This is a genomic window from Stenotrophomonas africana (genome assembly GCF_013004645.1).
GTDB lineage: Bacteria > Pseudomonadota > Gammaproteobacteria > Xanthomonadales > Xanthomonadaceae > Stenotrophomonas > Stenotrophomonas africana.
The window spans coordinates 56,894-73,835 of the sequence record NZ_JABEME010000012.1 but is presented as its reverse complement, the minus strand read 5'-3'; the positions used below and the strand labels follow the sequence as shown (position 1 = coordinate 73,835).

Here is a 16,942-nt window from a genome sequence, read left to right as displayed (position 1 = left end):
CATGCTCGCTCTGTACGGAAAGCCCACCTCCATCAACGTGCGCAAGGTGCTGTGGCTGTGCGCCGGCCTGGATCTGCCGCTGCACCACGAACCGGCACCCCCACCGGAGCTGCTGGCCGCGCTGAACCCCAACCGGCAGGTGCCGGTGCTGCGCGATGGCGACTTCGTGCTGTGGGAATCCAACAGCATCTGCCGCTACCTGGCCGCGCGCGCCGGTCGCGAGGATCTGCTACCCACCACGCTGCATGAGCGTGCGCAGGTGGAGCAATGGATGGACTGGCAGGCCAGCGACCTCAACAGCGCCTGGCGCCACGTGTTCATGGCGCGCGTACGCCAGCATCCGGACTATCTGGACGATGCCCGCGCCGAGGCCAGCCTGGCGCAGTGGAACCGGCTGATGGGTGTGCTTGATGAACAGCTGGCCGCTACCGATGGCTATGTGGCGGGCAGCACCTTCACCCTTGCCGACATCGTGCTGGGGCTGTCGACCCAACGCTGGCGCGGCACACCCGGCAGCAAACCGGCGCTGCCACACCTCGCAGCATGGTTCGAACGCCTGCGGCAGCAGCCGGGTTTCGCCGACCACGTCGACAACGGCGTGGCGTGAGCCGTGGCTCCCGCAGCTGTTGGCAGGTGTCGACCTTGGTCGACACGGTAGATTCACCCCATGCGTGGATGAAGCGCTGTAGAGCCGGGCCTATGCTCGGCTGACGCCCACGCGCGAACGGCAGCCGAGCGTGGGCTCGGCTCTACAGACAGCGTCTGCTCCTACCAGCCTTCCAGCACGATCTTGCCCTTGGCGCGGTGGCTCTCCAGCAGCGCATGGGCACGGCGCAGGTTGGCCGCGTCGATGCGTCCGAAGTGCTCGCCCAGGGTGGTCTGCAGCACGCCCGCGTCGATCAGCTCGGCCACCCGGTTCAACAGGTCATGCTGGCGCTGCATGTCCGCGGTCTTGTACAGCGGGCGGGTGAACATCGATTCCCAGTGCAGTGACAACGCCTTGCGCTTGAGCGCCATCACATCGACCTGGCCGGGATCATCGATCAGGCCGAACTGGCCCTGCGGCGCCAGCAGCTCGACGATCTGCGTGTAGTGCTGGTCGGAATGGGTCAGGCTGGCCACATGCTGCACCTCGCTGATGCCCAGCCGCGCCAGGCCTTCGGCCAGCGGCAGGCTGTGGTCGATCACGTGGTGTGCGCCCATTGCGTACGCCCAGTCCTGGGTATCCGGACGCGAGGCGGTGCCGATCACGGTCAGCTTGGTCAGCTTCCGCGCCAGCTGCACCAGGATCGAACCGACACCGCCGGCAGCGCCGATCACCAGCAGGGTCTGGCCTTCGCCGCCGCCCTCGGCAATGCGCAGGCGGTCGAACAGCAGCTCCCAGGCAGTGATTGCGGTCAGCGGCAACGCGGCGGCGGCCGCATCATCAAGGCTGGCCGGCTTGCGGCCGACGCTGCGCTCGTCCACCAGCTGGTACTCGGCATTGCTGCCCGGGCGGTCGATGACGCCGGCGTAGTAGACCGCATCGCCAGGCTGGAACAGGGTCACCTCGCTGCCCACCGCGTCGACGATGCCGACTGCATCCCAGCCCAGCACGCGTGGGCCATCGGTGGCCACGCCGCGGCGGACCTTGGTGTCGACCGGGTTCACCGCCACCGCGCGTACTGCCACGCGCAGGTCACGCGGCCCGGGCTGCGGCAGCTCCAGTTCGATGTCGATCAGGGCCCGGGCATCATCGATCGGCAGGCCGGCTTGGGTGTAGGCAATGGCGCGCATGGCAGCGGTCCAGTGGGGAAGGAGGCGACAGGTTGCGCCGCGCGCGCTGCCGCAGAAAGGCGCAGAATCGGGCAGCACTTTCACTCCGGCAATGAAAATGATCCGCTTCGACGATCTGCAGCTGTTCGTCCGCACTGCCGCGCTGGGCAGCTTCTCGCAGGCGGCCCGCGAGGCCGACCTGCTGCCGGGGCAGGTTGCCGCGGCAGTGGCGCGGCTGGAACGCGAGCTGGACCTTCGGCTGTTCGTGCGCACCACCCGCAGCCTGCGCCTGACCGGCGAAGGCGCGCTGTACCTGCCATATGCGCAGGAGGTGCTCGCCACCCTGCGCGAGGGTCAGGCGCGCGTGCAGGGCGAGGACACCGAGCTGCACGGCACCCTGCAGCTCTCGGCTCCTTCGGACTTCGGCCGCAACCTGCTGCTGCCCTGGCTGAGCGCCTTCCGCGCCGCGCACCCGCGGCTGCGCCTGCACCTGCGCTTGTCCGACGAAGTGGCTGATGTGTTCCGCGACCCGGTCGACGTGGCCATCCGCATCGGCCACTTCGACGACGCCAGCTACGTCGCCCTGCCCCTGCTGGAAGGCAATCGGCGCGTACTCGCGGCCTCGCCCGACTACCTGCAGCGGCGCGGTACGCCCACGCGCCTGGACGAACTGCGCGAGCACGACTGCCTGGTCTACCAGCTCAGTGGCCGCGCCTACGATCGCTGGTCATTCGACGTCGAAGGGCGCCGCAGCGTGATTCCGGTGCGTGGTCCGCTGGTCTGCGACGACGCCGATGTAGTGCGACGCTGGGCGGTGGCCGGCGAAGGCATCACCTACAAGTCCTGGCTGGACCTGCGCGAGGACGTGCTGGCCGGACGCCTGCAGCTGCTGCTGGACGGTGTTGGCAGCAGCATTCCGTTGCAGCTGGTATGCCCGCACCGCAAGCAGTTCTCGCCCGCGGTACGACAACTGCATGCACAGCTGCGCCAGCACCTGCAACCGCTGCTGTCTGGCATGCCGGATGGGTCCACCGGCCCCCTGTCGCCGATCCCGGCGCTGACCGACAATGGCGGCCCACCGTAAGAGAGAACGCCGCCATGCCGTGGATGGGCATCCAGGACCTGTGGACGTTTCTGGTCGCTGTGCTGGTGTTTCTCGCCCTGCCCGGCCCCGGCACCTTCACCCTGCTGACCGCCACCGGCCGTGGCGGCGTGCGTGGCGGCTACACCGCACTGGCCGGCCTGCTGGTCGGCGATCAGATCCTGATGTGGCTGGCGCTGGCCGGTGTGGCCGCGCTGCTGAAGGCCAACCCGCTGGTGTTCCACGCCGTGCAGTACCTGGGTGCGGCCTACCTGGTGTGGGTGGGCATCAGCCTGCTGCGCACGCCGAAGCACGAGGGTGGTGACGCCGGCCCGATCCGCATGCAGCCGGGCCGCTATTTCCAGCAGGCGATCCTGGTGAGCCTGCTCAACCCGAAGGCGATCCTGTTCTACATGGCCTTCCTGCCGTTGTTCATCGATCCGAAGGCACACCAGGGCATCGCCACCTTCGCCGCCCTGGCCGGGATCATCCTGGTGGTCAGCATCGGTTACTGCTCGATGCTGATCGGCGTGGGCAACCTGGCCCGTCGCCGGTTGATCCAGCATCCGCGCATCAGCGATGCGCTGCGTCGGGTGGCCGGCCTGTTCCTGGTGGGGTTCGGCATCCGGTTGGGGCTGAACGGATGATCCGGCGGCTGCTGGTGCTGGCGTTGATCGGGCTTCTGGCCGACACCGCAGCGGCCAGCGCCCAGGACCATCGCTGCCTCACCGGGGGCCGCAACGACGGCATTCACCTGCTGTGGCGCTGGTTGGATAATGGCAGCGCCGACGTGCAGTACGCCGGGCAGCGCGGCCGCCTGCAGGTGCAACAGGTGTCGCAGGAAACGACGGTGCTGGACGAAGACCGCCCGTACCAGTTCGACAGCGTCTGGGAAGAACGCCTCGACGGGCGTCTCAACGGCCGCTACCACCTGAGCACGCAGGGCGCGCTGGTGCTGGACCTGAGCTACGAACGCGCCCGTGATGGCCGTCGCACCACCTTCCACGATGACAGCGAGGCGTGGCAGGAGGATGGCTGCCATTGGCCGGGAGGCGTAGCGGCACGCGTGGTCGATTGAAGCATGCCAACCAAGGTTGGCATCTACCGGTCGTGCATCTCCGCGCGCAGGTGGTCGATGAACACCCGCAGCTTGGGCGCCATCTGCTCGCGCGCGGGGTAGTACAGGTGGAAGCCGGGGAACGGCGGCTGCCAGTCCTGCAGCACGCTCTGCAGTCGCCCAGCGGCGATGTCGTCGGCCATCAACGAGGCGAAGCCCTGGGCCATGCCCAGCCCCGCCAGCACGGCGCGATGGGCGACGCCGGCATCGTTGAACACCAGCCGCCCGTTCACTTCCACGTCCAGGTCGTGGCCTTCGCGGCTGAACTCCCAAGGCATCAGCCGTCCGTTGGCCAGGCGGTGCACGATGCAGGCGTGGCTCTGCAGGTCATGCGGGGTCTGCGGCACGCCATGGCGTTCGAAATAGGCCGGCGTGGCCACCACCACCTGCCGCTCGGGTGGCCCGACCGGCACCGCGATCATGCCCTGTGCGAGTGATTCGCCGAGGCGGATGCCGGCGTCGAAGCCCTCGGCCACCAGATCGGTCAGCGCCGGGTCGACGCACAGTTCCACCTGCACCTGCGGGTAGCGCGCAAGGAAATCGGGCAGCCGCGGCAGCACCATGCGATCGGCGACGATGCGCGGCAGGGTCACCCGCAGCCGCCCGGCAGGCACCGAGCGCGCGCTGTCCAGTTCGGCAAAGGCCTGGTCGATCTGGTCCAGGCCGCCGCGCACGCGCTGCAGGAAGCGCGCGCCGTGTTCGGTCAGGCTGACCCGCCGTGTGGTCCGCTGCAGCAGCCGCACGCCCATCCGCGCTTCCAGCGCGCGCACGCTCTGCGACAGCGCCGAGGTGGACACGCCCAAGGCATCGGCGGCGCGGGTAAAGCTGGCATGCTCGGCCACGTGGACGAAGGCGACCACAGCGGTGAGGGGGGCGGAGGCATCCATTGTGAAGCCAGTCTTCAAGGTAAGTCCGGTGGCACGCAGTTTATCCACATGATGGCGTGGAGGATGCTGTGCCCCTCGCCGCTGCCCCTCCAGGCGTGGCGCCTTCCCCAAGGAGATCCGCATGAAGACCCGTACTCTCGGCCCCGCCGGCCCCACCGTGTCCGCCCTCGGCCTCGGCTGCATGGGCATGAGCGCCTACTACGGCGGCCGCGGCAGTGACGATGACGGCATTGCCGTCATCCGGCACGCGCTGGACCGTGGCGTGACCCTGCTCGACACCGCCGATGTGTATGGCCCGCACACCAACGAGGTGCTGGTTGGCCGCGCGATTGCCGGGCGCCGCAACGAGGTGTTCCTGGCCAGCAAGTTCGGCATCGGCCTGGATCCTTCCGACCCGCAGGGACGGCAGATCAACGGCCACCCGGACTATGTGCAGGCCGCCTGCGAGGCCAGCCTGCGTCGGCTGGGCGTGGACCACATCGACCTGTACTACCAGCACCGCGTCGACCCGACCGTGCCGATCGAGGACACCGTGGGTGCGATGGCACGCCTGGTGGAACAGGGCAAGGTGCGCTGGCTGGGCCTGTCCGAGGCCTCGGCGGCCACGCTCCGCCGCGCCCATGCGGTACACCCGATCACTGCGGTGCAGAGCGAGTATTCGCTGTGGTCGCGCGAGCCGGAGCAGAACGGAGTGCTGGCCACCACGGCGGAACTGGGCATCGGCTTCGTGCCGTATTCGCCGCTGGGCCGTGGCTTCCTGACCGGCGCCATCCGCAGCCCGGATGACTTCGACGCCGACGATTACCGACGCACCTCGCCCCGCTTCGAAGGCGAGAACTTCCAGCGCAACCTGGCACTGGTGGATACCGTGCAGGCGCTGGCCGACGAGCGCGGCATCGCCGCCTCGCAGCTGGCGCTGGCCTGGGTGCTGTCGCGTGGCGAGCACATCGTGCCGATCCCGGGCACGACGCGGCAGGCACGACTGGACGAGAACCTCGGTGCGCTGCAGGTGGAACTGGAGGCGGCCACGCTGGACGCACTGGATGCGGCCTTCCCGCTGCACGCCGCGGCCGGTGACCGCTATTCGGACAGCGGTATGGCCAACATCGAGTCGTAGCAGCGGCCGGGACGAACGGACACCGGTGGCTGCCGCCGGATTGTGCCGATTCCGGCAGCATGGCTGGGGCGCAGCGCGCGCCCCGCCCTGCATGACCCCCGTCAGTGGCAATGCTGCGCTGCGTTCGGTCACACTCGGGAACTTGTCGTTCTTAGTCACCCCTTCCGAGGCCTGCATGTCCCTGTTCCGGCGCAAGTCCCTAGATTCCGTCACCGTCCACGAAGCCGGCAGGCGTCTGATCCCGACGCTCAGCTGGCCGCACCTGATCGCGCTGGGTATTGGCGCCATCGTCGGTACCGGCATCTACACGCTGATCGGCGTCGGTGCCAACCTGGCCGGCCCGGCCGTGCTGATCTCCTTCGCCATCGCCGGTGCGGTCTGTGCCTGCGCGGCGCTGTCCTACGCCGAGCTGTCGACGATGATGCCGGCCGCCGGCAGTGCCTACACCTACAGCTACAGCGCGCTGGGCGAAGTGTTTGCCTGGGTGGTGGGCTGGAGCCTGATCCTGGAGTACTCGCTGGTGGTGAGTACGGTGGCGGTGGGCTGGTCCGGCTACTTTGTCGGCTTCCTCGAATGGATCCACACCCAGTTCGGCTGGAACGTGCACCTGCCGGCCTGGCTGGCGGCCGGCCCGCACGTGGAAGGCGGCATGATCAACCTGCCGGCGATCATCATCACCTGGCTGGTGGCCGGCATGCTGATGGCCGGCACCAAGGAAAGCGCCACCCTCAACGCCATCCTGGTGGTGTTCAAGCTGATCGCGCTGGCCATCTTCGTGGCCGTGGCGCTGCCCGCGTTCGACAGCGCCAACCTGCAGCCGTTCATGCCGTACGGCTTCGCCAAGTCGATCGGACCCGATGGCGTCGAACACGGCGTGATGGCGGCGGCGGCGATCATCTTCTTCGCTTTCTACGGCTTCGATGCGATCTCCACCGCCGCCGAGGAAACCAAGAACCCGGGCCGCGACCTCTCGATCGGCATCATCGGTTCGATGATCGGCTGCACCATCGTCTACGTGCTGGTGGCGCTGGCCGCGGTGGGTGCGATGAGCTACGCCGTGTTTGGCCACAGCGCCGAGCCACTGGCGCTGATCATGCGCCAGCTGGGCCATCCGACGGCGGCGATGGTGATCGGGGTGATCGCGATCATCGCGCTGCCGACCGTGCTGCTGGCCTTCCTGTACGGCCAGAGCCGCATCTTCTTCGTGATGAGCCGCGATGGCCTGCTGCCGCGCAGCCTGTCCAAGGTCAATGCACGTACCGGCACGCCGGTGGCGACCACGCTGTTCACCGCGGTGGTGGTGTCGGCGCTGGCCGGCGTTGCGCGCCTGGACGAGATTGCCGCGCTGGCCAACGCCGGTACCCTGGCCGCGTTCACCGCCGTGGGCATCTGCCTGGTGGTGCTGCGCCTGCGCGAGCCCAACCGCGAACGTACCTTCCGCACCCCGCTGGCCTTTGTGGTCGGCCCGCTGGCCGCGCTGGGCTGCATCTACCTGTTCCTCAGCCTGCCGCACAGCACCCAGCTGTACTTCCTGCTGTGGAACCTGGCCGGCCTGGTGCTGTACTTCCTGTACAGCCGTCGCCACGCGCTGATCGCGAAATAACCGGATCACCGGTAGTGCCGGCCGCTGGCCGGCATTGCCCCTATCAACAGGATGCGGGTTGCCGGCCAGCGGCCGGCACTACCGCAGGTCGTTTCAACCGCCCTGCTTTGCGGCGTAATCCTGCGCCTGGCGCATCACCCGCAACAGGTTGCCGCCCCAGATGCCGGCAATCTGCTGCTCGGTATAGCCCTTGCGCAGCAGCCACGCGGTGATCTTCGGCAGCTGGCTGACATCGGGCAGATCGCTCAGGCCGCCGCCGCCATCCCAGTCCAGGCCGATGCCCACGTGCTCGGGGCCGACCACCTTGAGGATGTGCTCGAAGTGGGCGAAGAAGTCGTCCAGGCTGGCATGGCGCACCGGGTGCTCGTGGTCCAACGCCTGCTCGGCCTTCAGCAGCTGCACGCCCTGCTCGATGTTCATTCCTTCCCAGCCACCGAGCTGTTTGCTCAACGCTTCTTCGGCCTGTTTGCGCTCCGGCGTCTTCGCCGTGTCGATCAGGTAGCCACCGTAGGCGTTCACCTGGATCACGCCACCGGCCTTGGCCAACTTGCGCAGGCGCGCGTCATCCAGATTGCGCGGGTGGTCATACACGGCCTTGGCCGAGCTGTGCGACAGCACGAACGGCACCGGCATCATCGCCAGCAGGTCATCGAACACCGCGTCCGAGGCATGCGACTGGTCGATCACGATGCCCAGCTTCACCGCCTGCCGCACCAGGTCTTTGCCGACCGGGCTCAGGCCTTTCCACTCCGCCCCCTTGGGGTCGGTGGCCGAATCGGCGAACTCGTTGTTGGCGAAGTGCACGGTACTGAGCAGGCGCAGGCCGGCACGGTGGTAGAACGAGAGCAGGCTGGGGTCTTCCACCAGCGGGCTGGCGTTTTCCATGCTGATGTAGACCACGCGCTTGCCGGCGGCCTTGATCCGCGCCGCGTCATCGGCGGTCAATGCCAGCGCGAAACGCTCGGGATTGGCCGCCAGCATCTCGCGGATTTCCAGCAGCCGCTGCAGGCCATGGTCGCGCTCGGCCAGATGGGCGGCGGCGGTGCGGTCGCCCTGGTCGGTGTAGATCGCCCAGAAACCGCCGTCCAGCGCACCTTCGACCATGCGCGGGTAGTCCACCTGCGAAAGCGCGTTGCGGTCGTGGCGCTGTTCGATGTCGAAACCGGTGCGGCCAAAATTGGCCGGTGTATCCAGATGGCTGTCCAGAGTGACCAAGCGCTGCTGCAGGACCTTGGCGCGGGCAAGTTCCTGCGCACTGAACTCGATGGCGTGGGCGGACAGCGGCGCGCACAGCACCAAGGCGAGCACGACGGACAAGCGGCGCAACGAGGGCATGGGCATCCACCGATGATGGGAGACGCCGACCATAGCGCCGTGAGGGTGACCGGGGGTAGTGCCGGACGACAGCGCGCGTGCTCCATTACACTCGGCGGCAGCCGCTAACAGCCTTGGCAGCCCCGCGCTGCGTCGCCCCCTGAGACGGAATCCCGATGCCGCCCCCTGTTCCTCCACCGCTTCCCGGCGCGCCGAGCGTCGAACAGCTCAAGCGCGATGTGCTGCCGGTCCTGTTCGCCGGGCGCATCGACATCGGTCGCTATGGCCCGGCCGAACTGGCCAGCGCCAACGCGGAACCGGCCTGGCAGGACGGCAGCGCCAACGCGTTGGCCAAGGCGCTGGCTGAACTGGTCAGCCGCCTCTCCGAGCATGACCCCAATGCACTGCTGGAACGCGCTGGCTGGTGGGACCGGTTCACTGGTGCCGACATCGAGCAGCGCCTGCGTCGACGCATCGCGCTGGGGGGAAACGGTGACGTGCTGGCCGAGATCGAGCGCCAGGCGGTTGCGGTACGCAGCAGCGTTGATCGGTTGAACGCTCAGCTGGAGCTGCATGACGTGCAGGGCGCACACTTGCAGATCTACATCGATGCGGGCGTGCAGTTCCTGCAGGAACTGCCCCCGGGAAGTGCTGCCAGCGATGACCCGATGGTGCTGGATCGCCCTGTGGAGCGCCTGCAGCGCCGCATCGCCAACCTGACCGCGCTGCTGGCCAGCCATTCGATGAGCCGCATCCAGGTGCAGCTGGCACGCAACCACGCCATCGAACTGCTGGACCGCTACAGCGAGACGGTGCAGATCCTGCTGCCGATCTGGCGCCAGACCGTCCTCGCCCTGCACAACAGCGACAACGCCAGCCCGCAGATGGTCTCCCGCGCCTCGCAGGCACAGGACCAGTTGAAACAGGCCCTGCAGCAGCTGCTGCGCACTTCCGGAGAACCGGCATGATCACGTCCCGGCCCGACCCACTGAAGGTACCGGCGGAACTGCAGCCGCGGGTCGAAGCGGTTCCCGGACTGCGCGCGCTGTATCGCCGGGGTTCGTTCGCACGCACCCTGGGTCTGGCGTGTCTGGCGGTGCTGCCGGCCACGGCGCTGCTGTCCATGATCTTCCTGCAGGGGCTGACCGGCAGTCCACCCTCGGCACACGTGCCGGCCGGCTACGGCACTGATCCCGGCACATCTGCCCTGCTGCTGCTGGCCAACCTGATCCTCTTTGGCGGGTTGCTGTTCTGGATGGGATTCGGCCTGCGCAGGGTGCTGCTCAACCGCGGCGTGCGCCACTTCACCTTCTCGTTCGTGATTGGTGGTCCGGTGCTGGTCGGCCTGCTGTTCGGCAGCGGAATCGTCAGTCCCGACTTCAGCCGGGCTGACGCAGGCGATGGCAGGAAGCTCGACAGCAGCCAGCTCGGCAAGCTCATCGACAGCCCGGGTTTCGCGACGCTCAGCCCGCAATGGCAGGGCTACCTGCAGGCGCAGCGCTCGCTGGGAAGGCCCAGCATCCCCTTGAACGACGTCGGCCAGGCCGTCGCCCGTGGCGAGGACATCGGTATCGCGGTGCCCGACGTCATCCGTGCGCGTTTTGAAGCCAAAGCCAAGGTTCCCTATTCGGTGCGCAGCCAAGCGTGGCTGCATGACCATTGGCTGCGCATGGGCGCGCTGCACTTCATCGGCACGGTGATCGCCTGGTCGCTGCTGCTGCTGGTCATCGCTGGCATCGGCCTGACCACGCTGGGCTACCACGTGCGCGGCCGGGCCCGGGTGATCAACGGCCTGCTGCAGCGGCTGCAGGTGCCGCCAGCACAGGCGGGCGCGCACTCCTGAGGTGCGCGCCGCCGGTGCTCAACCGGGCAGGACAATGGCCTTGCGCATGGACCATTCCCTGGCGCTGCAGGCCCGGGGCCCATTGATTTGTAGAGTCGAGCCATGCTCGACTGATCTGATCAAGGACCGCGCGAGTCGAGCATGGCTCGACTCTACAGGTTGGAATCAGTCCACCACGCGGCAGAACACGGCCTTCAGGTAACGCGATTCCTGCACGTGGGCCATGAACGGATGGTCCGGACCCGCACCAGCGACCTTCAGGATCTGGATCGTGCGGCCGGAGAAGTAGGCCGCGCGGCGCAGCATGTCGAGGAACTGGTCCTCGGCCACCAGGCCGGTGCACGAGAAGGTGGCGAACAGGCCGCCCGGCTTGACTACGCCCAGCGCCAGCTTGTTCATGTCCAGGTACTTCTTCAGCGCGGTGATGATCTGGTCGCGGTCGCGGGTCATCTTCGCCGGGTCCAGGATCACCACGTCGTACTGCTCGCCGCGGTTGGCGGCGTCGCGCAGCCACGGGAAGATGTCGGACTGGACGAACTTCGGGCGCACGTTGTTCAGGCGCGAATTGCCCTTGGCGATCTGGATGACGTCCTCATCGATGTCGATGCCGACCACGTCCGATGCGCCGCGCGCTGCTGCGTACACAGCGAAACCGCCGGTGTTGCAGCACAGGTCCAGCACGCTCTTGCCTTCCACCTGCTGGCTCAGCCACTCGCGGTTCTCGCGCTGGTCGGCGAAGAAACCGGTCTTGTGCGCACCGGCCGGGTCGGCGCGGAACTTGATGCCGTACTCGGTGATCACCGACGCTTCGGTGGTGGTGTTGCCGTGGAAATCGAAGCTTTCCTGCTTCTGCACGTGTTCGTCGGCGAAGCTGTGGAAGCGGCAACCCGGGAACTGCTCGCGCAGCGCGTCGTAGATCCACTCGCGGTGGCGGAACATGCCGGCGGCGAAGAACTCGACCACCACCAGGTCGCCGTAGCGATCCACCACCAGGCCGGACAGGCCGTCGCCTTCGCTGTGTACCACGCGCCAGGCGTCGGACACCGCGTCGAGCTTGAGCACCTCACGGCGCAGCGACACCGCCTGGGCGATCTTGCGCGAGAACCAGCCGGCATCCACCGGCACGTTCTGATCGGTTTCGAGGATGCGCACGGCAATGCGCGAATGCCCGTTGTAGAACCCGCGGCCAATGAACTCGCCATCAATGCCGACCACGTCGACGATGGAGCCGGGCTTGGGCCGGACGGTCGGCTTCTCGACCAGTTTCTGGAAGATCCACGGGTGGCTGGAGCGCCACGCATTCTTGAGGCGGACAATCGGAAGGGGGGTATTCATCCACCTATTGTAAACCGGGCATCGCGGTCAGATCCCCGCAGCGGCTCTGACCCCGGCGGGTATGCCAACCAAGGTTGGCAACTACCAGAGATCCGGCGCCAACCCTCCGGCATTTGACGGCGGCCCGGCCAGACGGCAGAATCGGCGCCAGAAGGGGAGTAGCTCCCAGACGTTGTCGCCGTCATTTCGAGCCCGCAGGCTCCGGTGCAACGGCAGTTCCAGCCGACTGGAACTGCGAGCGAGACCTTCGCCGTACTGGCGAAGCTCTGTCCCTGGATCCCCCTCCCGATCCTCCGTTGCAGATCCTCGCCGTCCGGCCTGGCATTCATCTTTCCAACGGACATTCCCAATGCAGACGATCGGTAACGTGTGGTTGTGGGGCGGCTTCGCAGCGGTGGTGGTCATCGCCCTGCTGGTCGACCTCGTGTTGATGCGCCATGGTGGACCGCACAAGGTCACCTTCAAGGAGGCCCTGTGGTGGTCCATCGGCTGGGTCGCGCTGGCCCTGCTGTTCAATGCGGGCCTCTGGTACTACCTGAATGAGACCGCCGGCCAGGTGGTGGCCAACAAGGTCGGCCTCGAGTTCCTGACCGGCTACCTGGTCGAAAAGGCGCTGGCGGTCGACAACATCTTTGTCTTCCTGATGATCATGAGCTACTTCGCGGTACCGGAGGAACAGCGCCAGAAGGTGCTGATCATCGGCATCCTGGGCGCGATCGTGCTGCGTACGATCATGATCTTCGCCGGCAGCGTGCTGATCACCCAGTTCCATTGGCTGCTCTATGTGTTCGGTGCCTTCCTGCTGTTCACCGGCTGGAAGATGTGGTTCGCCGCTGGCCAGGAGCCGGACCTGGAGGCCAACCCGGCGCTGCGCTGGATGCGCAAGCACCTGCGCCTGCTGCCGGATTACGCCGGCAATGCACTGAGCGTGAAGCGCGATGGCGTGCGCTGGTTCACCCCGCTGTTCGCGGTGCTGATCCTGATCGCGGTCACCGACGTGATCTTCGCGGTGGACAGCATCCCGGCGATCTTCGCGATCACCACCGACCCGTTCATCGTGCTCACCTCCAACGTGTTCGCGGTGCTGGGCCTGCGTGCGATGTTCTTCCTGCTGGCCGGCATGGCCGACCGCTTCCACCTGTTGCCGTACGGGCTGGCGCTGGTGCTGGGCTTCATCGGCATCAAGATGATGATCATCGACCTGTTCAAGATCCCGACCCCGGTGTCGCTGGGCGTGGTTGCGGTGATCATCGCCGCCACCGTGGTCCTGAGCCTGAAGTACCCGCCGAAGGAAGGCTCCGGCCACGCCTGATCACGGCCGGCCGGCGGGATTGTCCCGCCGGCCGCACCCACTCTCCCGCAGCGGTGGCCTTGGTTTCGCACCAACCACCGCCATTGCTGAGGTATGAACAACAACGCGCCCCTGCCCGCTGGCGACGTGCCGGCCCCCCGCAATGACCGCTCGCGCATCCTGCGGGCGTTCAATGTCAGCCTGGCCGCCGTGCTGGTGCTGGTGGCCGTGTTCGCCCTGCAAGGGACCTTCGACTGGCGGCCGTGGGCGGTCGCACCGCTGGAAGCCAAGGGCCTGCTTGGCCTGATCGGCGGCCCGATGCTGCATGCCTCGGTCGAGCACATTGCCGCCAACAGCATCGCCATCCTGATCCTTGGCACCCTTGCCGGCAGCGTCTACCCGAAAGCCACCGTGCGCGCCCTGCCCCTGCTGTGGCTGGGCTCGGGCATCGGCGCGTGGATGCTGGGCAATCCGGGTAGCGTGCACCTGGGCGCCAGCGGCGTAACCCACGGCCTGATGTTCCTGCTGGCCAGCCTGGGCCTGCTGCGCCGCGATCGCGCGGCGATCGCCACCGGCCTGATCGGCATGCTGTTCTACGGCGGCATGCTGATGACCATCCTGCCGCACGCCGACGGCGTGTCCTGGCAGTCGCACATGGGCGGCGCCTTCGCCGGCATCATCGCCGCGCTGCTGTTCCGCAATGCCGACCCGCTGCCGCCGCGCCCGCGCTACAGCTGGGAAGACGAGGAAGAAGACATCGAACCGCTGGCCGACGATGAGCTGGAGCCGCCGTCACCGCAGCGCGTGCCGGTGCTGTGGCAGCCGCGCGAAGGCCAGGACTACGTGGTGATCCCGTTCCGCCGGCCGGGCGAGCCGCGCAGTTGAAATGACGGTAGTGCCGGCCGCTGGCCGGCAACCTCATGAGCCGGTAGTGGCCGACCTTGGTCGGCACGGTTGTTGTGTGCCAACCAAGGTTGGCACCTACCAGAGCCCGTCAGTTCGCCGCATTCCCCGCCGCGCTCATGCCATCCACCGCCTGCCGGCCCAGCGCCGGGTCATCGGTGAAGAAGGCATCGATGCCAGTAGCCAGATAGGCACGCATTTCGGCGATCGATCCCTCGGCATTGCGCGCACTGTCGGCACCCTTGCGCAGGTTGCTGGCCTGGAAGTGGTTCTCCGGACGGAAGGTGTACGGAATCACCATCAGGCCCACTGCATGTGCGTCCTGTACCAGCGTGGTCGGAGTGCTCAGCGCGCCCTTGGCATCCAGCGGAATGATCGAGCGCAGTTCCGGGCCGATGCTGTCGGCGTAGCTGGCGATGTCCTTCAGTCCGGCCGGGGTCATCATCTGCGCGTAGGTCAGCGTGCCACCGGCCTTGGCGATGTCGGCCGGCTGGGTGTCGCCCTTCCACAGCAGCTGCAGCAGGCGGATGTTGCTGCCGCGCGGGATCTTGCCGCGCAGGTAGCGCAGGTTCGCGGTCTCGAACGACTGGATGGTGACCGGGCCGACGTTGGTATACGCGTTGCCACGCAGCGCGGTCAGGAGCTTGTCTTCCATCGGCAGGCCGATCGACTGGAAGTAGGTCGGATGCTTGATCTCCGGCACCAGGCCGATGCCGCGGTTGGCACGCCCGGCCTGCTGGACAAGGAATGCGAGGATCTCGTCCAGGCTGGCGATGCGGAACTGGCCGTCATAGGCGGTGCCGCGCAGTTCCGGCAGGCGCTCGCGCGCGTACAGGGTCTTCAGCTCGGCCAGGGTGAAGTCTTCGGTGAACCAGCCGTCGACCTTCTGCCCATCGATGACCTTGCTGGTGCGGCGGCTGGCGAATTCGGGATGCGAGGCGACATCGGTAGTGCCCCCGATCTCGTTCTCGTGGCGGGCCACCATCACCCCGTCCCTGGTCATCACCAGGTCCGGTTCGATGTAGTCAGCGCCATCGGCAATGGCCTGCGCATAGGCCGCCAGGGTGTGCTCGGGCAGCAGCGCGCTTGCGCCGCGGTGGCCATAGACCGACACCTTGTGGCCGGCCGGGGTGGAAGATTCGGCACTCATGGCCACCGATGGTGCCACGGCCAGCGACAACAGCAACGCACAACCCCACGACTTCACTGCGACTTCCCCAAGCGGTATGTGATGGGCGTCAGTATGCGGCGGCAATGTGACAGGTGGGGGAAGCCTGCACCTGTAGAGCCGAGCCCATGCTCGGCTGACGGGTAGAACAGCCGAGCATGGGCTCGGCTCTACAGTTACTTCCCGATGCAGAAACTGGAGAAGATCCTTCCCAGCAGGTCATCGGCGCTCATCTGCCCGGTGATCTCGCCCAGCGCCTCATGCGCCAGCCGCAGTTCCTCGGCGGCCAGTTCCAGGTGCTCGTGTACAAGCTCGCCATCGGCACGCTGCGCGTGTTCCTGCGCACGCTCGATCGCATCCACATGGCGCGTACGCGCGGAGAACTCGCCATCCACCTGCTCCCCTGCCCCGGCCGAGGCAATCGAACGCAGGCGCGCATGCAGGTCTTCCAGGCCAGCACCGGTGGCTGCCGAGACGAACACGCGATCCGGATCGTCCAGCACCGGCAACGCATCCAGCAGGTCCGACTTGTTGTGGATGTAGACCTTGTGCGGCACCGCCGCCACGGCCTCTCCCAGCGCCGCTTCACCAGCCGCCGGATCGCGCGCGTCCAGCACGATCAGCGCCAGGTCGGTGCGCTCGATTTCCACGTGGGCGCGGCGCATGCCTTCGCGTTCGATGGCGTCACCGCCGTCGCGAAGGCCAGCGGTGTCGACCAGGGTCAGCTCCAGGCCATCCAGGCGGATGGTCTCGCGCAAAGTGTCGCGGGTGGTGCCGGCGATGTCGGTGACGATGGCGCGTTCACTACCGGCCAATGCATTGAGCAGTGAGCTCTTGCCGGCGTTCGGCGGGCCGATCAGCACCGCATGCAGGCCATCGCGCAGGCGACGACCGCGTTCGGCGTCGCGGCGGAGCAGGCCAAGGTCGCTGCGCGCCTGTTCCAGACCACGCCGCACCTGCGCGCCACCGAGGGTATCCAGCGGTTCGTCGGCGAAGTCGATGGCCGCTTCCACGTGGATGCGCAGCAGAACCAGCTGCTCGACCACGGCGTCGATGCGGCGCGAGAACACGCCATCCAGCGAGCGACGCGCCGCGCGCGCGGCGCGGTTGTCGCCCGCGGCGATCAGGTCGGCGATGGCCTCGGCCTGGGCCAGGTCGAGCTTGCTGTTGAGGAATGCCCGTTCACTGAACTCACCCGGCCGCGCCTGGCGCGCACCGAGCGCGATGCAGCGCGCAACCAGTTGCTGCAGCAGCACGGGGCTGCCATGGCCCTGCAGTTCCACCACCTCTTCGCCGGTGAAGCTGTTCGGTGCCGGGAACCACAGCACGATGCCATCGTCGATGACTTCGCCATCGGCGTCGCGCAGGCGCGCGTAGTGCGCGTGGCGCGGGCGCAGTGCAGGCGCACCCAACGCGTTGGCGATGGCCGCTGCGCGCGGACCGGACAGGCGCAGCAGGCCGACACCGCCAGCGCCCGGTGCGCTGGCGATGGCCACGATGGTGTCGGTGCGGATCGCGTCGTTCATGG

General features: G+C 67.5%; 16 protein-coding genes. 10 read left to right on the top strand and 6 right to left on the bottom strand.

Going from position 1 to position 16,942, the window contains the following annotated elements; genetic code table 11:
* The first annotated feature begins 1 nt into the window (after position 1).
* Positions 2–607: a glutathione S-transferase family protein gene (locus HLA98_RS17970; RefSeq protein ID WP_049447404.1), complete on the top strand. Its 606-nt coding sequence runs from the start codon at positions 2–4 to the stop codon at positions 605–607.
* A gap of 161 nt (positions 608–768) precedes the next feature.
* Here the strand turns inward: HLA98_RS17970 and HLA98_RS17965 are convergent, their stop codons facing one another.
* Positions 769–1,776: a zinc-binding alcohol dehydrogenase family protein gene (locus HLA98_RS17965; protein WP_129550608.1), complete on the bottom strand. Its 1,008-nt coding sequence runs from the start codon at positions 1,774–1,776 to the stop codon at positions 769–771.
* Between the two features lie 91 nt (positions 1,777–1,867).
* Between HLA98_RS17965 and HLA98_RS17960 the strand changes: the two genes are divergently transcribed.
* Genes HLA98_RS17960 through HLA98_RS17950 form a run of 3 tightly spaced genes read left to right on the top strand, consistent with a single transcriptional unit; the run spans position 1,868 to position 3,914 of the window.
* Positions 1,868–2,839, top strand: coding sequence for a LysR family transcriptional regulator (locus tag HLA98_RS17960; RefSeq protein WP_057501610.1), 972 nt, complete (start codon positions 1,868–1,870; stop codon positions 2,837–2,839).
* Positions 2,840–2,853: 14 nt separating this feature from the next.
* On the top strand, positions 2,854–3,483 hold the full coding sequence (gene leuE / locus HLA98_RS17955; RefSeq protein WP_010487461.1) for a leucine efflux protein LeuE: 630 nt from the start codon (positions 2,854–2,856) through the stop codon (positions 3,481–3,483).
* Positions 3,480–3,914: a hypothetical protein gene (locus HLA98_RS17950; RefSeq protein WP_057501609.1), complete on the top strand. Its 435-nt coding sequence runs from the start codon at positions 3,480–3,482 to the stop codon at positions 3,912–3,914. The genes leuE and HLA98_RS17950 overlap by 4 nt, the downstream gene beginning before the upstream one ends.
* A gap of 23 nt (positions 3,915–3,937) precedes the next feature.
* Here HLA98_RS17950 and HLA98_RS17945 read toward each other — a convergent pair whose 3' ends face one another.
* Positions 3,938–4,840 carry a LysR family transcriptional regulator gene (locus HLA98_RS17945; RefSeq protein WP_057501608.1) on the bottom strand — a complete coding sequence of 301 codons (903 nt, stop codon included), beginning with the start codon at positions 4,838–4,840 and terminating at the stop codon, positions 3,938–3,940.
* A gap of 121 nt (positions 4,841–4,961) precedes the next feature.
* Between HLA98_RS17945 and HLA98_RS17940 the strand changes: the two genes are divergently transcribed.
* Positions 4,962–5,957: an aldo/keto reductase gene (locus HLA98_RS17940; RefSeq protein ID WP_057501607.1), complete on the top strand. Its 996-nt coding sequence runs from the start codon at positions 4,962–4,964 to the stop codon at positions 5,955–5,957.
* Positions 5,958–6,132: 175 nt separating this feature from the next.
* The gene (locus HLA98_RS17935; RefSeq protein ID WP_049447410.1) at positions 6,133–7,560 is read left to right on the top strand and encodes an amino acid permease; all 1,428 of its coding nucleotides are present in this window, start codon (positions 6,133–6,135) and stop codon (positions 7,558–7,560) included.
* A gap of 93 nt (positions 7,561–7,653) precedes the next feature.
* On the opposite strand, the gene HLA98_RS17930 is transcribed toward HLA98_RS17935, so the two are convergent.
* Positions 7,654–8,895, bottom strand: coding sequence for a dipeptidase (locus tag HLA98_RS17930; RefSeq protein ID WP_057501606.1), 1,242 nt, complete (start codon positions 8,893–8,895; stop codon positions 7,654–7,656).
* 155 nt (positions 8,896–9,050) lie between these two features.
* Between HLA98_RS17930 and HLA98_RS17925 the strand changes: the two genes are divergently transcribed.
* Positions 9,051–9,842 carry a protein klaA gene (locus HLA98_RS17925; protein ID WP_057501605.1) on the top strand — a complete coding sequence of 264 codons (792 nt, stop codon included), beginning with the start codon at positions 9,051–9,053 and terminating at the stop codon, positions 9,840–9,842.
* Entirely contained in the window at positions 9,839–10,717 is an 879-nt protein-coding gene (locus HLA98_RS17920) for a hypothetical protein (RefSeq protein ID WP_057501604.1), read from the top strand. The genes HLA98_RS17925 and HLA98_RS17920 overlap by 4 nt, the downstream gene beginning before the upstream one ends.
* A 165-nt stretch (positions 10,718–10,882) precedes the next feature.
* Here HLA98_RS17920 and HLA98_RS17915 read toward each other — a convergent pair whose 3' ends face one another.
* Positions 10,883–12,052 (bottom strand): class I SAM-dependent rRNA methyltransferase, encoded by a 1,170-nt coding sequence (locus HLA98_RS17915; protein WP_057501603.1) that lies wholly within the window; start codon positions 12,050–12,052, stop codon positions 10,883–10,885.
* A 349-nt stretch (positions 12,053–12,401) separates the two neighbouring features.
* On the opposite strand from HLA98_RS17915, the gene HLA98_RS17910 reads away from it, so the two are divergent.
* Together HLA98_RS17910 and HLA98_RS17905 are read left to right on the top strand one after the other, a co-directional pair.
* Positions 12,402–13,364 (top strand): TerC family protein, encoded by a 963-nt coding sequence (locus HLA98_RS17910; RefSeq protein ID WP_057501602.1) that lies wholly within the window; start codon positions 12,402–12,404, stop codon positions 13,362–13,364.
* A gap of 93 nt (positions 13,365–13,457) precedes the next feature.
* Positions 13,458–14,228 (top strand): rhomboid family intramembrane serine protease, encoded by a 771-nt coding sequence (locus HLA98_RS17905; RefSeq protein WP_049447415.1) that lies wholly within the window; start codon positions 13,458–13,460, stop codon positions 14,226–14,228.
* Between the two features lie 109 nt (positions 14,229–14,337).
* On the opposite strand, the gene HLA98_RS17900 is transcribed toward HLA98_RS17905, so the two are convergent.
* Together HLA98_RS17900 and mnmE are read right to left on the bottom strand one after the other, a co-directional pair.
* The gene (locus HLA98_RS17900; RefSeq protein WP_057501601.1) at positions 14,338–15,453 is read right to left on the bottom strand and encodes a glycerophosphodiester phosphodiesterase; all 1,116 of its coding nucleotides are present in this window, start codon (positions 15,451–15,453) and stop codon (positions 14,338–14,340) included.
* Positions 15,454–15,590: 137 nt separating this feature from the next.
* Positions 15,591–16,940, bottom strand: a complete 1,350-nt coding sequence (gene mnmE / locus HLA98_RS17895) for a tRNA uridine-5-carboxymethylaminomethyl(34) synthesis GTPase MnmE (RefSeq protein ID WP_129550607.1) — start codon at positions 16,938–16,940, stop codon at positions 15,591–15,593.
* Between the last annotated feature and the right edge of the window lie 2 nt (positions 16,941–16,942).

Bases quoted from the DNA above. Each gene is read 5' to 3' on its own strand.
- HLA98_RS17915 (WP_057501603.1), bottom strand. From the start codon at position 12,052: ATGAATACCCCCCTTCCGATTGTCCGCCTCAAGAATGCGTGGCGCTCC.
- mnmE (WP_129550607.1), bottom strand. From the start codon at position 16,940: ATGAACGACGCGATCCGCACCGACACCATCGTGGCCATCGCCAGCGCA.
- HLA98_RS17905 (WP_049447415.1), top strand. From the start codon at position 13,458: ATGAACAACAACGCGCCCCTGCCCGCTGGCGACGTGCCGGCCCCCCGC.
- HLA98_RS17970 (WP_049447404.1), top strand. From the start codon at position 2: ATGCTCGCTCTGTACGGAAAGCCCACCTCCATCAACGTGCGCAAGGTG.
- HLA98_RS17910 (WP_057501602.1), top strand. From the start codon at position 12,402: ATGCAGACGATCGGTAACGTGTGGTTGTGGGGCGGCTTCGCAGCGGTG.
- HLA98_RS17935 (WP_049447410.1), top strand. From the start codon at position 6,133: ATGTCCCTGTTCCGGCGCAAGTCCCTAGATTCCGTCACCGTCCACGAA.
- HLA98_RS17950 (WP_057501609.1), top strand. From the start codon at position 3,480: ATGATCCGGCGGCTGCTGGTGCTGGCGTTGATCGGGCTTCTGGCCGAC.
- HLA98_RS17945 (WP_057501608.1), bottom strand. From the start codon at position 4,840: ATGGATGCCTCCGCCCCCCTCACCGCTGTGGTCGCCTTCGTCCACGTG.
- HLA98_RS17930 (WP_057501606.1), bottom strand. From the start codon at position 8,895: ATGCCCTCGTTGCGCCGCTTGTCCGTCGTGCTCGCCTTGGTGCTGTGC.
- HLA98_RS17965 (WP_129550608.1), bottom strand. From the start codon at position 1,776: ATGCGCGCCATTGCCTACACCCAAGCCGGCCTGCCGATCGATGATGCC.
- leuE (WP_010487461.1), top strand. From the start codon at position 2,854: ATGCCGTGGATGGGCATCCAGGACCTGTGGACGTTTCTGGTCGCTGTG.
- HLA98_RS17925 (WP_057501605.1), top strand. From the start codon at position 9,051: ATGCCGCCCCCTGTTCCTCCACCGCTTCCCGGCGCGCCGAGCGTCGAA.
- HLA98_RS17920 (WP_057501604.1), top strand. From the start codon at position 9,839: ATGATCACGTCCCGGCCCGACCCACTGAAGGTACCGGCGGAACTGCAG.
- HLA98_RS17940 (WP_057501607.1), top strand. From the start codon at position 4,962: ATGAAGACCCGTACTCTCGGCCCCGCCGGCCCCACCGTGTCCGCCCTC.
- HLA98_RS17960 (WP_057501610.1), top strand. From the start codon at position 1,868: ATGAAAATGATCCGCTTCGACGATCTGCAGCTGTTCGTCCGCACTGCC.